The organism is Streptomyces varsoviensis (genome assembly GCF_000718635.1).
In the GTDB taxonomy this organism is placed as follows: domain Bacteria; phylum Actinomycetota; class Actinomycetes; order Streptomycetales; family Streptomycetaceae; genus Streptomyces; species Streptomyces varsoviensis.
This window is the reverse complement of the sequence record NZ_JOBF01000013.1, coordinates 263,421-277,753: the sequence shown is the minus strand read 5'-3', so window position 1 is coordinate 277,753 and position 14,333 is coordinate 263,421. Positions and strand designations below refer to the sequence as shown.

The 14,333-nt window shown below is 74.6% G+C and carries 10 protein-coding genes; 1 reads left to right on the top strand and 9 read right to left on the bottom strand.

Annotated elements, in window-relative coordinates:
• The first annotated feature begins 161 nt into the window (after nt 1-161).
• Nucleotides 162-1,802 carry an alpha/beta hydrolase gene (locus tag IF55_RS19840; RefSeq protein ID WP_030878452.1) on the top strand — a complete coding sequence of 547 codons (1,641 nt, stop codon included), beginning with the start codon at nt 162-164 and terminating at the stop codon, nt 1,800-1,802.
• A gap of 83 nt (nt 1,803-1,885) precedes the next feature.
• Here the strand turns inward: IF55_RS19840 and moeZ are convergent, their stop codons facing one another.
• From moeZ to IF55_RS19795, 9 genes are all read right to left on the bottom strand, one after another.
• Entirely contained in the window at nt 1,886-3,064 is a 1,179-nt protein-coding gene (gene moeZ, locus IF55_RS19835; RefSeq protein ID WP_030878448.1) for an adenylyltransferase/sulfurtransferase MoeZ, read from the bottom strand.
• 79 nt (nt 3,065-3,143) lie between these two features.
• Nucleotides 3,144-3,959: a spherulation-specific family 4 protein gene (locus IF55_RS19830; protein WP_169767240.1), complete on the bottom strand. Its 816-nt coding sequence runs from the start codon at nt 3,957-3,959 to the stop codon at nt 3,144-3,146.
• 38 nt (nt 3,960-3,997) lie between these two features.
• Nucleotides 3,998-4,936, bottom strand: coding sequence for an NAD-dependent epimerase/dehydratase family protein (locus IF55_RS19825; RefSeq protein ID WP_030878440.1), 939 nt, complete (start codon nt 4,934-4,936; stop codon nt 3,998-4,000).
• 365 nt (nt 4,937-5,301) lie between these two features.
• Complete coding sequence (locus IF55_RS19820; protein WP_037963634.1) at nt 5,302-6,387, bottom strand: hypothetical protein; 1,086 nt, start codon at nt 6,385-6,387, stop codon at nt 5,302-5,304.
• Between the two features lie 299 nt (nt 6,388-6,686).
• Entirely contained in the window at nt 6,687-8,759 is a 2,073-nt protein-coding gene (locus IF55_RS19815) for a glycosyltransferase (protein ID WP_048832199.1), read from the bottom strand.
• A gap of 153 nt (nt 8,760-8,912) precedes the next feature.
• Nucleotides 8,913-10,544, bottom strand: coding sequence for a dipeptide ABC transporter ATP-binding protein (locus tag IF55_RS19810; protein ID WP_030878432.1), 1,632 nt, complete (start codon nt 10,542-10,544; stop codon nt 8,913-8,915).
• A complete protein-coding gene (locus IF55_RS19805) occupies nt 10,541-11,530 on the bottom strand; it encodes an ABC transporter permease (protein WP_030878430.1) in 990 nt (329 codons plus the stop codon). The genes IF55_RS19810 and IF55_RS19805 overlap by 4 nt, the downstream gene beginning before the upstream one ends.
• Nucleotides 11,527-12,534, bottom strand: coding sequence for an ABC transporter permease (locus IF55_RS19800; RefSeq protein ID WP_030878428.1), 1,008 nt, complete (start codon nt 12,532-12,534; stop codon nt 11,527-11,529). The genes IF55_RS19805 and IF55_RS19800 overlap by 4 nt, the downstream gene beginning before the upstream one ends.
• The gene (locus tag IF55_RS19795) at nt 12,531-14,273 is read right to left on the bottom strand and encodes an ABC transporter substrate-binding protein (RefSeq protein WP_030878426.1); all 1,743 of its coding nucleotides are present in this window, start codon (nt 14,271-14,273) and stop codon (nt 12,531-12,533) included. Before IF55_RS19795 ends, IF55_RS19800 begins: the two co-directional genes overlap by 4 nt.
• Between the last annotated feature and the right edge of the window lie 60 nt (nt 14,274-14,333).

Here is a 14,333-nt window from a genome sequence, read left to right as displayed (position 1 = left end):
CGACGGGCGGCGGCGCGGATGGCGGTGCGGCGGCGTAGATGGCGGCCAGTTCACGCACCGGACGGGTTCGCGCGCCCGGTCATATGGCATCCTCCGGTCACAGGCTCGCAAATCCGAAGACTTCGAGCCTGTCGGACAGGCAGGCAGGAGACTGACGGACCATGCGGAGCCCCATACGGACCCGACCCCGGACCCGGCCGAGGCGCCCGGCCCGGACGCTGGCGGCCACGGCCCTCGCGGTGGCCCTCGCCGCCACGGCGTGCAGCGGCGACGGCGGTGACGGCAAGGCCGCCGGGGCCACCGGGGGCGAGAAGCCCGGCACGGCGTCCGCGGCCGCCCCCACGGGCGGTTCGGGCGCGGGCGCGCAGCGGCTGAGCTGGCACGGCTGCGACGCCCCCAGCACCGCGCAGGGCGGCACCGGGAAGGCCCCGGAGCCGCTCGCCGACGGCACCCGGTGGGAGTGCTCCACGCTCAAGGTGCCGCTGGACTACGCGAAGCCGAGCGGGCCCACGATCGACCTCGCCCTGATCCGCGCGAAGGCCCGCAAGGGCGCCTCCCGCGCCGGTTCGCTCGTCTTCAACTTCGGCGGGCCCGGCGGCTCGGGCGTGGCGACGCTGCCCGGCTTCGCCGGCGACTACGAGGCCCTGCGCGCCCGTTACGACCTCGTCAGCTTCGACCCGCGGGGCGTCGGCGCGAGCGCGGGCGTCCGATGCCTGGGCGACAAGGAGATCGACGCGTCGAACGCCGTGGACGCCACCCCGGACGACGATGACGAGCTGAAGGCGGCGCTGGCCGCCAACAAGGCGTACGTGGACGCGTGCCGGAAGAACTCCGGGAAGGTCCTCGGGCACGTGGACACCACGAGCGCCGCCCGCGACCTGGACGTCCTCCGCCAGGCGCTGGGCGACGAGAAGCTGCACTACTTCGGCATCTCCTACGGCACCGAACTGGGCGGCGTCTACGCCCACTTGTTCCCCGAGCGGGTCGGCCACACGGTGCTCGACGCCGTCGTCGACCCCACGCAGGACCCGCTCCAGGGCGACCTCAACCAGGCCAAGGGGTTCCAGCGCGCGCTGGAGGACTACATGCGGGACTGCGCGGAGAACGTCACGGGCTGCCCGGTCGGCGGCGGCCCCGAGGAGGGCACCAAGCGGATCACCGCACTGCTGAAGAAGATCGACTCCGCGCCGCTGCCCACCCGGGACGGCCGCAAGCTGACCCAGGACCAGGCCGTCAACGGGATCGCGTCCGCGCTGTACTCCAAGGAGACCTGGCAGTACCTCACCCGCGGCCTCCAGGAGGCCATGAGCCTGGGCAGCGGCAACTACCTGCAACTGCTCTCCGACTCGCTCTCCGGGCGCGACCGCGACGGCCACTACAGCAACCTCCAGGCCGCGAACCGAGCGATCACCTGCGCCGACGCCCGGCAGCGCTACGACGCCAACGACGTGCAGGCGTGGCTGGCGAGGTTCCGCGCGGCGTCGCCGGTCTTCGGCGAGTCCTCCGCCTGGTCGCTGCTGAACTGCGCCGGCTGGCCCGTCGAGGGCCGCTGGAAGACCCCGGAGGTACGGGCGGCGGGCTCGGCCCCGATCCTCGTCGTCGGCAACACGGGCGACCCGGCCACCCCGTACGAGGGCGCCGGGCGGATGGCCCGCGAGCTGGGCGAGGGCGTGGGCGTCGAGGTCACGTACAAGGGCGAGGGCCACGGCGCGTACAACAGCGGCAACGGCTGCATGACGCGGACGGTCAACGCCTACCTGCTCGACTCCAAGGTCCCCGAGAACGGCAAGACCTGCTCGTAGCGGCCGCGGGAGCACAGCGGCGGGGCCCGCTCGCCTTCTCCGGGCGAGCGGGCCCCGTGTGCCACGCGAACGCGTCGGGCGGGTCAGTAGACCGGCTTCTCCGGCTCGATCTGGTTGACCCAGCCGATGACGCCGCCGCCGACGTGGACCGCGTCCGAGAAGCCCGCGGACTTCAGGACCGCGAGGACTTCCGCGGAGCGGACACCCGTCTTGCAATGCAAGACGATCTTCTTGTCCTGCGGCAGGTCCTGGAGGGCGGTGCCCATCAGGAACTCGTTCTTGGGGATCAGCTTGGCGCCCGGGATCGAGACGATCTCGTACTCGTTCGGCTCGCGGACGTCGATGACCTCGACGTTCTCGCCCTCGTCCAGCCACTCCTTGAGCTGCTTGGGCGTGATCGTGGAACCGGCCGCGGCCTCCTGGGCCTCCTCGCTCACGACGCCGCAGAACGCCTCGTAGTCGATCAGCTCGGTGACGGTCGCGTTCTCGCCGCAGACCGCGCAGTCGGGGTCCTTGCGGACCTTGACCTGGCGGTAGCTCATCTCCAGGGCGTCGTAGATCATCAGCCGGCCGACCAGCGGCTCACCGATGCCGGCGAGCAGCTTGATGGCCTCGTTGACCTGGATGGAGCCGATGGAGGCGCAGAGCACGCCCAGCACGCCGCCCTCGGCGCAGGAGGGGACCATGCCGGGGGGCGGGGGCTCCGGGTAGAGGCAGCGGTAGCAGGGGCCGTGCTCGGACCAGAAGACCGACGCCTGGCCGTCGAAGCGGTAGATCGAGCCCCATACGTACGGCTTGTTCAGCAGCACGCAGGCGTCGTTGACGAGATAGCGGGTGGCGAAGTTGTCGGTGCCGTCCACGATCAGGTCGTACTGGGCGAACATCTCCATGACGTTCTCCGCCTCAAGGCGCTCCTGGTGGAGAACGACGTTCACATACGGGTTGATGCCCTTGACCGTGTCGCGGGCGGACTCGGCCTTGGAGCGGCCGATGTCGGCCTGGCTGTGGATGATCTGGCGCTGCAGGTTCGACTCGTCGACCTCGTCGAACTCCACGATGCCCAGGGTGCCGACACCGGCCGCGGCGAGGTACATCAGGGCGGGCGAGCCGAGGCCGCCCGCGCCCACGCAGAGCACCTTGGCGTTCTTCAGCCGCTTCTGCCCGTCCATCCCGACATCCGGGATGATCAGATGGCGCGAGTACCTGCGGACCTCATCGACGGTGAGCTCGGCAGCCGGCTCGACCAGGGGTGGCAGCGACACGGGGACTCCGTTGGTCGGTGGACGGGACCGGCCCCGCTCACGCGGGGCACTTCTCCCCGTAACACTGCCACGCCCCTTCTCATTCCGAGACACCAGGTCCGATGCGCGAGACGATCTCGTCCCAGTAGCCGGGCATCGCCTCCCAGGCCCCGCCCCCGCCCGCCGCGCCCACCGCTCCCGGGCGCGGCGCCCGGTCGGTGAAGTAGACCGTGCCCGCGCCCTGCCAGCGGGCGATGCGCAGGGCCTCCTCCAGATGCGGGCGCGGCACGCCGTGCACGAGGTGGCAGAACCGCTCCGGCGGGTAGTCCGCGGTCCACTCGGCGACCTGGGACCACCGGTAGTCGGCCCACCCTCCGGCGAACGTCACCAACTGGTCGCCGCTCTCCACGTATCCGGGGAAGGGCTGCGAGCCGTGGGCGAGGACGACGTACGGGCGGTCGAGCAGCGTGCGCAGGGTGGCCACCGTGCGGCGCACCTCCGGCAGGCCGGAGCGCTCCGTGGGGCAGCGCTCCAGATAGAAGCCGTCGACCTTGTACCAGTCCAGGAAGCGGTGCGCGTCCGAGACCAGTTCGCCGAAGGCCCGCTCCCCCGAGCGTGCGTCGAGGTGGCCGAGGACCCGTACGCCCGCGCCGCGCAGCCGCCCGGCGACGGCCAGGCAGTACGGGTCCGGGCGGGCGCCCGGGCCCTGGGCGACGTTGAGCACGGACCAGTCCAAGGGCGCGTCCGGGCTGAGCAGTTCGCCCCACTCGGCGGGCGCGACCAGCGGGTGGGCGAACCCGGGCACGCCGAGCCGCAGCCCCTCGGCGCCGGGCCGCCGCGCGGGCCCCGCCCCGGGGGCGGGGCCCGCCCCGGGAAAGGCGCTCCCCCGGGCGGCCATGCGCGCCCTGGGGGCCATGCCCGACCGTTGCGCCCGGGCGGCGACCCCACGAGGCGTCAAATACGACATGCGGCCTCCATCCAGATGTCCGCGAGGGACTCCTCCAGGGCGGTCCGCGGGCGCCAGCCGAGCCGGTCGCGGGCGGTGCGCACGTCCGCCTGCTGCCAGCTCCCGCAGCCGTCCGGGTAGGGGTAGACGGGCGCGCCGCCGTGGTGATCGCCGGGGCCGCCGCGCAGGGTGGGGGCGTCCATCTCGTGCAGCGTCCCCGTGAAGCCCGCCACGCGGGCGAGCACGGCCGCCGCGTCGCGCAGCCGCACCGCGCGGCCGGTCCCGATGTTGACGACGCCCTGCGCGGCCGACAGGGAGGCGGCGTGCACGGCGCGGGCCACGTCCCGTACGTCCACGAAGTCCCGCTGCACGCCGAGGCCGCTGAGCTTCAGCTCGGTCTCGCCGGTCTGCATCGCGCGCCGCATCGCCTCCGCGAGCCGCCCCAGGGGCGACCCGGCGGGCGTGCCGGGGCCCACCGGCGAGAACACCCGCAGCACCACGGCGTCGAGGTCCGAGCCGAGCACCAGCTCCGTGCCGGCGAGCTTGCTGACGCCGTACGGGCCGCCGGGGCGCGGCACCGCGTCCTCGGCCGTCGAGGAGCCCGGCTGCGAGGGCCCGTACTCCGCGGCGCACCCGATCTGCACCAGGCGCGCCCCGCAGCCGCTGCGGCGCAGCGACTCGCAGACCGTGGCGACGGAGACGGTGTTGTGTCGGGTCAGCTCGCGCGCGCCGCCGCGCGTCGTACCGGCGCAGTTGATCACGACGCCGGGGTGCACGGCGTCCAGGAACCTGGTCAGCGCGCCGGGGCTGCCCGTGGACAGGTCGAAGCGGACGTCGGCGTCGTCGCCGCGGCCGAGCGCCGTGAGCTGGACGGCGGGATCGGCGAGCAGCCGGTCGGCCACGTACCGGCCGATGTAGCCATTGGCACCGAGCAACAGGGCCCTCATCGGTCACGCCCTCGCTCCCACTCGGCCGGCCGGGAGGGCTCCGGGGCCCTCGTCGCCACTCTGCTGGCGGGTCGAACGGTCATCTGCGTTGCTCCTCAAGGTGGTGGGCACCCGGCCGGGACGGTCCCGGCCGGGCGATCGGATACGACGGCCTCACTGCCCGCCGTCGGCGAACGGGCAGCCGGGGCCTGTCCAGCGGGTGCGGGCCCCTGCCCCCGCCGGGCGAAGGGGCCTGTGTGCGTACGGCGATCGGGCCGCCGCCGGACACCAGGACCCGCGCGCGTACGGCGTACGGGCGCGGGGCACCGTTCGCGCGCTCCCCCGCCCGCACCGCACGCGGGCCCGGCCCGCCCGCGCCCCGCCCGTCACAGCCGGCCCGATCGGGACGGGGTGTGGGCGGAGGCTCGGGCGAGGGCGGGGACGGCGCGGACCAGCAGGGCCAGGGCGGCGGCGGTGCAGGCGGCGACGGGGACGGCCGCGGGGCCCTCGGCGGTGACGGCCGCGGTGACCGGGCGGGCGACCGCGTCGCAGCCCGGCAGCCGGGCGATCAGCACGGCGCACACGGCGAGGGCCTCGACGCAGCAGGCCGCCGCCAGGCCGGCGACCGCGGCACCGGCGAAGCCGTGCGCCGCGAGCAGCCGGGCGGCGAAGAGGAGTACGGCGAGCGACCCGCCGGCGGCCAGGTCGCCCCACGCGGCGTACGGCCGCTCGCCGAGGACCAGGCGCGCCGCCGGGAGAAGTACGGCCGGCGCGCACAGGAACAGCGCGACGGCCGCCGCCAGGAGCGGCCGGACGCGCCCGGCGAACTCCGCGAGACCCCGGCTGCCCGCGAGCGCCCGGCGGGCCCGTACGGCGAACCAGTGGGCGCACCACGCGCCGGGCGGCACGGCGAAGGCCAGGGCGAGAGCCGTCGGAGCGCCGTCGTGACCGGCGGGCGCGGCGGTGGGGAGGGCGTCCGGGCCGCCGTGGAGAACCTCGGTGAGCAGCCAGTCGCCGAACAGCGCGTACCCGATCAGCCAGCCGACGGACAGCGGACCCGACACCCCGCCGCCCGCGCCTCTGCCGCGCCCTCTGCGCGCGCAGAACCAGAGCGCCGCCGCCACCGCCGCGGCCCCGCACGCGCCGACCCCGGTCCGTACTTCCGGGGCCTGTGCCCCGGCGGACGCGAGCGCCGCCACGGTCGCGGCACACGCCGCTCCGGGCAGCGAGTACGGCACGGCACTCCGGGCGGCACTCCGCACGCGCGCCCAACAGGAGCGCTCCGGGGCGACGATGTCCGCTTCAGGGGCGTTTTCGCGCGGCACGCGCGCGTACAGCTCCTCGGCGAGCGTGAAGACATCCCGGTGCCGGCAGTCGGCGGCGGTCCGGTCCGTCACGCCCCGCTCCTCCAGCCCGGCGGCGATCTCCAGCGGATCGACGGCCCGCGCGCACAGTTCGCGATGGCGGCTCATGAGCGCCTTCACCGGGTCGGCGGGTACGCGCGGGGCTGCGCCTTCCGGGCCTGGTTCCGGCTGTCCCGGCCGTACCGGCTGCCCTGGGACCTCGCCTTGGGCGTCAGCCGTCGCGGGCCCGGGCTCGGTCCCGACGGCCGCCTCCCCCGCCCGCGTACGGGGCCGACTCCCCGCTTCCCGCGGTGCCGCCGGGGCGCCCTCGGCCGCCCCGCCGGGGCGGCTCTCCGGGGTGGGTACGGACTGGGGCGCGGGCCCGGACTCCGCGGCCGAGCGGCCCGGGGTCGTCGTGCGGGGGCGTTTCACGCGTCCTCCTCGGGCCGGCGGGCCGGCGCGCTCAGCGCTTCGGCCGCGAGTCGTCGGCCGGGCGCGCCCGCCGCGTCTCCGCCGCCGTCGGCCGCGCCTCGGGCCCAGCCCGGCACGTGGCCCGCCGGGGCGGCGGCCGTGGCCGGGCGCGTCCGGGGCGCGGGACCGCCGCCCGGGAGCCACTGCCGGAAGCGGGCGGCGCGCCCCGAGGAAGGGGGCGCCGCCGACCAGTGGCCGGGGACGTGGGCCTCGGCGGGGCGGGCGAAGGGCAGGGGCTGGCCGTCGGTGTCCACGGACGCGCCGCGCACGGGGCAGTGGGCGACGATTTCGAGGTAGATGCCGTGGAAGGCCGCGGTGTTCCGCTCGGCGGTGAAGAGCTCCTGCGCGCGGGCGCGCGCCGCCGCGCCCAGGCGTGCACGGCGCTCGGGGGCGCGCAGCAGTTCGACGCAGGACTCGGCGAGGGCGTGCGGGTCGCGTGGCGGGACCACCAGGCCCGTACCGCCGATGACTTCGCGGACCGCGCCGACGTCCGTGGAGACGGTGGCCCGGCCGTGGAACATCGCCTCGGCGAGGGAGAAGGGGAAGCCCTCCGCGACGCTGGACAGGACGGCGACGCTGCCCTGCGCGTACGCGTCGGCCGGGTGCGCGGGTCCCGGGCCCTCCGCCATCTCGAAGGAGACCGTGCCCTTCTCGGGGAACAGCCCGGCGGCGAGCGCCCGGCAGCGCTCCAGGTACGCCACCGCCCCTCGCTCCGGGGCCACGGCGCCGACGAGACGCAGCCTGGCGGCCGGCTCGGCCGCGCGGACCAGCGCGAAGGCGTGCAGGAGACCGACGAGATCCTTGGCGGGGGCGATAAGGCCCGTCCATAGGAGAGTTCGACCGTCGTCGTCCGCGCCGCCCTCCCCTACGTCCGCGACAGAGGCCGCGTCGAGACCGAGCGGCGCGTCAAGACCGAGCGGCGCGTCGAGACTGAGGGGCGCGCCAAGAGCGAAGGGCGCGCCCAGACCGGGGTGCACGACGCGCACGCGGGCGCGGTCCGCGCCGCCGCGCTCCTGCCAGCGCCGGGCGTGCGCGTCGGCGCAGGTGATCAGCGCGGCGGCGGCGTACACCTCGGCGGCCAGCAGCCCGTGGAAGGCGGCGCGCAGGGAGCGCACGGCCGGCGACGGGCCGCCGGACCCGCAGGCATGGTCGTGGCGGTCGAGATGATCGCAATAAGCCAGGTAGCGGCCGCGCAGCCACACGGCGTGCTCGGTGACGAGCAGCGGCGTACCGAAGAAGCGTTTGGCCAGGAGTCCGGGGAGGGCGGCGGGCCCTCCGGCCGTGGCGTGGCACAGGTCGACCCCGGCCAGCCCCCGGCCGCCGGAGCGCCCCCCGTCACCGCCGGCCTCCTCGTACCAGTCGAGCGAGAGGGGGCGCAGGGCGCGCTCCAGGAGCGCCGTGGTGGCGAGCAGGTCGCCGACGCGCGCGCCGCGCGCCCGGTTGCTCGCGCCCGGCGCGCGGCAGGCGGCCTCCAGGAGGCGTACGGCCTGTTCCGAGCGGAGGGCGCGCGGCAGCCCGCCCGCGTCGCGGGCCAGTTCGGCGAGGCCGTAGAGGCCGCTGGCGAAACGGTCCGCCAGCCACGCTGAACCCCCGGGGTCCTCCGAGCCCCCGAGCCCTCCACGACTCTCGGTATCCCCGCCGGGAGCCCCACCGGAAGCCCCTCTCGGAGCCCCGCCCCGTGCCCCCGTCGGAGCCCCCCGGCTCGCAGCGGCCGAAGCCCCCGCGACAGCGGCCGCCAATTCCCCGAAGTGCTCCGCGAACCGGCGCCGCTCGCGCCGTCCGTACGGCCGTGAAGCCTCCGCGAGGACCGACGACGCCCCGCCGGCCCTACTAGCCCCACCGGCCCCACGGGCGCCACCGGCCCCACGGGCACCAAAGCCCCCAAAGCCCCCGGCGCCCCCAGCCCCCCCAGGAACCTCGAAGACCTCGAACTCGTGCGCCGCGAGCCCGCGCGCGAGCCGGTCGCACCACTGCCGCCCCGCACCACCCGGATACGGGTACCCACCCTCCGTAAGCAGTCCAACGCGCACGAACGTACCCCCGTCCTCCCCTGTGGGCAGCCGCCGAACGGCAGCGAGTGCACGCTATGCGGGGCCGCGGGTGGCGCGATGGACGGTTGTCCATCGCGCCACCGGAAGGGGTGAACAGGCGTAACTTTCGTGGCCGTGGCGCGTTGGAGGGCGCTAAGCGGCGGCCTCGGCCGGGGCGAGAGACGGCGCGGCGGCCAGCAGGCCCCGTGTGTACGGGTGCCGGGGAGCGTCGTAGACCGCGTCCGCGGGCCCCTCCTCGACGATCCGGCCGTCCCGCATGACGACGACGCGGTCACTCACCTGGCGTACGACGGCGAGGTCGTGCGCGATGAAGACGAGCGCGATGCCCGACTCCCGCTGGACGTCCCCGAGCAGTTCGACCACCTGGGCCTGTGTGGTGACGTCGAGGGCCGAGACGGGCTCGTCGCAGACGATCAGTTTCGGCTCGGGCGCGAGCGCCCGCGCGATGCCGACGCGCTGCCGCTGGCCGCCGCTGAACTCGTGCGGATAGCGGTGGTAGGCGTCCGGGTCGAGCCCCACCCGGTGCAGCAGCCGCCGCACCCGCTCCTCGATCTCACTGCCTGTCAGCTCCCCTGCCGTGCGCAGCGGGTCGGCGATCGACTCGCCGATGCTGCGCCGCGGGTTGAGTGAGGAGACGGGGTCCTGGAAGACCATCTGGGCCTCGCCGCGGAAGCCGCGCAGCTCGCGCTCGCGCAGACCACCGATGTCCCGCCCTCGGTACCGCAGCACGCCGCCGGACGGTTCCAGCAGCCGTACGAGCATCCGTCCCAGCGTCGTCTTGCCGCTGCCGGACTCGCCGACGACGCCGACGGTCTCGCCCGGCCGGATGGTCAGCGAGACCTCGTCCACGGCGGTGACGGCGCGCTTCCCGCGCCCGAACTCCCTCCTCAGCCCGGTGGCTTCGAGCAGCGGCTCGCCCGCGGCGGTCGCCGTGTCGCCGGCCGCCCGCCGTACGTCGATCCGCGGCACCGCGGCCAGCAGCGCCCGCGTGTAGTCCTCGCGCGGCGCGTCCAGCACCTCGCGCGCCGGCCCGTGCTCGACCTCGCGCCCCTCCTTCATGACGAGCAGTTCGTCGACGTTGCCGGCCGCCACCCCGAGGTCGTGCGTGACCAGGAGCAGCCCCATGCCGGTCTCGGCGCGCAACTCCCGCAGCAGCCCGAGGATCTGCGCCTGTACGGTCACGTCGAGGGCCGTCGTCGGTTCGTCGGCGACGAGCAGGCGGGGCTCGCAGGCCAGCGCCATGGCGATCAGCGCGCGCTGGCGCATGCCGCCGCTGAACTCGTGCGGGCGGGCGCGCGCCCGGCGCGCGGCGTCCGGGATGCCGACGCGGTCGAGCACCTCGACGGCGCGCGCCCGCGCGGCGCGCCGTGACGCGTCGCGCCGGTGCACGCGGTACACCTCGGCGATCTGGTCGCCGATCGCGGCGTAGGGGTCGAGGGAGGAGAGCGGGTCCTGGAAGACCATGGCCGCCACCGGGCCGCGCAGGGCGCGCAGTTCGGCGTCCCCGGCGGCGAGCACGTCCCGGCCGGCGACCCGTACCGCGCCCGTGACCTCGGCGCCCGTGCCGCGGTGCAGGCCGAGCAGCCCGTACGCGACGGTGCTCTTGCCGGAGCCGGACTCGCCGACGATGCCGAGCGCGCCGCCGGGCGGCATGGTGAAGGACAGCCCGTCGACGGCCCGTACGGCCGCGCCCTGCCCCACGGGGAACGTGACGGAGAGGTCCGCGACCTGCACCAGCGGTTCCGGGGTGTCGAGAGGACTCATGCGAGGGCCACCCTTCGGTCGGCGACGGCGTACAGCAGGTCCGCCACGATGTTGGCGATGACGACGGCCGCGCCCGTGACCAGCACGACGCCCACCACCACCGGCAGGTCGACGGTCCGCGTGGCGTGTACGAGCAGTTGCCCGAGGCCCGGCAGCCCGAAGAGGGTCTCGGTCAGGACCGCGTTGCCGAACATCGAGCCGAGGTCGAGGGCGGTGAGCGCGATGACCGGGGGCAGCGCGCCGCGCAGCGCGTGTCTGCCGACGATGGACCGCTCGGCGACGCCGTACGCCCGGAACGTGCGGATGTGGTCCTCGGCGAGCGTCTCCAGCATCGAACTGCGCGTCAGCCGCGCGTACTTCGCGGATTCGATGAGGGCGAGCGCCGTCCAGGGCAGCAGCAGGTTCCAGGCCCACTGCTCGGGGTCCTCGGTCAGCGCCACGTAGGAGGGGAAGGGCAGCCAGCCCAGGTAGGCGCAGAAGAGCATGAGCAGCAGCAGCCCGATGATGAAGACGGGCGTGGCGGTGCCGGCCAGGGTCAGCCAGGTCAGCACGCGTTCGGTCGTGCCGCCGCGGCGCAGCGCGGAGAGCAGTCCGCTGCCGACGCCGAGCAGCAGCCACAGCACCATGGCGCCGAGCGCGAGCGAGGCCGTGACGGGCAGCCGCTGCGTGATGAGGTCGGTGACCTGCTGGTCGTTCTGGTAGGAGAGGCCGAAGCAGGGGGCGTCGCAGTGCAGTACGCCCGTGCCGGTGGAGTAGTCGTGACCGGCGGCGAGCCCTTGCAGGAAGTGCCAGTACTGGACGTACACCGGGTCGCCGAGGGAGAGCTGTTCGCGGACCTGGCGGATCTGTTCGGGGTTGCAGCGCGGCCCGCAGGCGAGCCGTGCGGGGTCGCCGGGGGCGACGTAGAAGAGGGCGTAGATGACGAGCGAGAGGGCGAAGAGCACGATGACCGCGCCGATGGCCCTGCGCAGCAGGTAGCCCCTCATGCCGGAGTCCCCCTCTTCCTCCGTCGGGCCGCGCGCCCCGTACGGCCGACCCGCAGCCGGGACGCGGCGCGCGGGTCGAGCGCCGTGCGCAGCCCGTCGCCGAGGACCGTGAAGGCGAGCACGGTGGTGAACAGGAGGAGCGCCGGGAGGAGTACGTACATGGGGTCGGCGCGGAACCAGGTGGTCGCGGTGGACAGCATCTGCCCCCAGGAGGGGGTGGGCGGCGTGACGCCGACGCCCAGGAAGGACATTCCGGCCTCGGTGACGATGTTGGTGGGGAGCAGGATCGCGGCGTAGGTGATGACGGGCGCGGCCAGCGCGGGCAGCAGTTCGCGGCGGGCGATGCGCAGCCGCGAGGCGCCGCCGAGCCGGGCCGCGGCGACGTAGTCGAGTCTCTTCAGGGTGAGGGTCTGGGCCCGTACGATCCGCGCGGTGCCGCCCCAGGCCAGCAGCCCGATGACGAAGACGAGCAGCACGGGGCGCGGGAAGGAGGACGGCACGACGGCGGTGACGCCGATGGCGAAGACGAGCATGGGCAGCGCCACCATCACGTCGCTGAGGTGGCTGAGGGCGCTGTCGACGAGCCGGTTGCCGAGCCCGGCGGCGAGCCCGACCGCGACGCCGATGAAGACTTGTACGAGCGTGGCGCCGGCGGCGACGGCGAGCGAGACGCGGGCGCCGTAGAGGAGCCGTACGAACAGGTCGCGGCCGGTGCCCGGTTCGACGCCCAGCCAGTGGTCGCCGCTGACCCCGCCGTACGAGCCGATGGGCACGCCGCCGCGCGCGGAGTCGACGAGCCCGTCGTGGTAGGCGCCCACGTCCTGGCCCTCCAGGGCGCCGAGCAGCGGGGCGGCGAGCGCGAGGACGACCAGCAGGGCGAGGACGGCGGCGGCGATCAGCGCGGACTTCCGCGCCCGCAGCCGCCGCCACACCTGCCGGGCGCCGGAGGGCGCGGCCGGCGGCGCGACGGCCGCGGGGCGCTCTTCAAGGGTCCCGGCGCTCACTTGACCGCGACCTGGGAGATGTCGAGCACGCCGGTCCAGTCGCTGATCACGATGTTCTTGGCGTCCTTGCCGTAGAGCCGCTTGTAGACGGGGTGGAACAGCGGGACGGTCAGGGCCTGTTCGCCGATCTTCTTGTCGAGGGCGCCCCAGCGCTTCGCGGCGGCGTCATGGTCGGTGATCTTGTTGATCTCGTCGATCTCGTCGTTGACCGCGGGGTCGTTCAGGCGGGCGGAGTTGAAATTGGCACCGTCCTCGACGATCTGCCGGCCGTCGAAGATCGGCGCGAGGAACGGGCCGCCGGAGGGCCAGTCCGCGCCCCAGTGGCCGAGGAAGAGGCCGGGCTGGGTCTTGGTCGAGTGGACCCGCTGCTTGTAGTCGTTGTCCTCCAGGCCCTGGAGCTTGACGACGATCCCGGCCTTCTTGAACCCGGCCTGGAGCGCGGTCGCGATCTCGGGGCTGGCCTCGAAGTCCTGCGCGGTGGAGTGGGTGAGCGTGATCGTCAGCGGGCCCTTGGCGGCGCCCTCCCCGTATCCGGCCTGCTTCAGCAGCTCACGGGCCTTGCCGGGGTCGCCGGTCCGCCCCGCCGGGAAGTGGTCGTACGGGGTGTAGCCGAGAGCCTTCTGGTTCGGCAGGAAGGTGGTGGCGGGCTCGGCCAGCGAGGAGCCGCCCGCGGCGTTGACGACGCTGGTGCGGTTGACCGCGTACGAGATCGCCTGGCGCACCTTCGGGTCGTCGAACGGCTTGGTACGCGGGTTGAACGCGAGGTAGTTGGTGTAGCCGAAGTGACCGGTGCCGACCCGGTCCGCGAGCTGCTTGTCGCCGCTGACCTGGGCGAGTTCGGCCGGTCCGAGGTTGGTGTCGGTGGTGATGGCGGCGGCGTCCGGGCCGGAGCCGGTGGAGAGCCGCTGGTTGATGACGGCGGGGTCCAGGCCCGACTTCACCTCGATGCGGTCGGGGTAGGCGTGCCGCTGGCTGTCGGTCTTCGCGGACCAGTGGGGGTTGCGCTCCAGCAGCAGCCGCTCGCCGTCGCCGGTGTTGCGGACGACCTTGTACGGGCCGGAGGAGACGGGGTGCTCCTCGTACTTGGTGCCGGTGTCCTTGGCCTTGGGCACGGGGGCGAACTGCGTCTGCGTGGCGAGGTAGGGGAAGTCGCCCTCGGGCTTCTTGAGGTGGAAGACGAGGGTCTTGGCGTCCGGCGTCTCGATGGACTTCAGCCCGTCGCCGCCCTTGTCCTTGTACGGGCCCTGGTAGCGCTCGCCGCCCACCAGCCAGTCCCGCAAGTACGGCGCGCCGCCCGAGAGTTCCCCGGCGAAGGAACGCTCGATGCCGTACTTGACGTCGGCGCTGGTGATCGGCGACCCGTCCTCGTACGCGAGCCCGTCCTTGAGCTTGTACGTCCAGACCTTGGCGTCCTCGCTGGGCGTGCCCAGGTCCGTGGCGAGGTCGGGGACGACCTTGGTGCCGGCGGCGCCGTCCGCGCGGTTGCGGGTGGTGAGGGTGCGGAAGACGAGGGAGGGGATGTTGCCGCCGCCGGAGGTGTAGAGGCGCGCCGGGTCGAAGTCGCTCTGCGGCTCGCGGTTGAGGACGGTGAGCGTGCCGCCCTGTTTCGGGTCGCCGGCCGCGCCGCCGCCCTTGGCGTCGCCGGCCTCCTTGGGACCGCAGGCCGCGACGGACCCGACGAGGGCGATTCCGGCGACGGCGGCGGCCGCGCGGCGCGATATGAGGGGCAGTTGACGCATGACGGAAGACGCCTTTCGGAAGGTGGCGGCATGGAGCACCCACGGAAGGCGGCAGGGAGG

Bases quoted from the DNA above. Each gene is read 5' to 3' on its own strand.
- IF55_RS19830 (WP_169767240.1), bottom strand. From the start codon at position 3,959: ATGGCCCCCAGGGCGCGCATGGCCGCCCGGGGGAGCGCCTTTCCCGGG.
- IF55_RS19795 (WP_030878426.1), bottom strand. From the start codon at position 14,273: ATGCGTCAACTGCCCCTCATATCGCGCCGCGCGGCCGCCGCCGTCGCC.
- IF55_RS19820 (WP_037963634.1), bottom strand. From the start codon at position 6,387: ATGAGCCGCCATCGCGAACTGTGCGCGCGGGCCGTCGATCCGCTGGAG.
- IF55_RS19810 (WP_030878432.1), bottom strand. From the start codon at position 10,544: ATGAGTCCTCTCGACACCCCGGAACCGCTGGTGCAGGTCGCGGACCTC.
- IF55_RS19825 (WP_030878440.1), bottom strand. From the start codon at position 4,936: ATGAGGGCCCTGTTGCTCGGTGCCAATGGCTACATCGGCCGGTACGTG.
- IF55_RS19805 (WP_030878430.1), bottom strand. From the start codon at position 11,530: ATGAGGGGCTACCTGCTGCGCAGGGCCATCGGCGCGGTCATCGTGCTC.
- IF55_RS19840 (WP_030878452.1), top strand. From the start codon at position 162: ATGCGGAGCCCCATACGGACCCGACCCCGGACCCGGCCGAGGCGCCCG.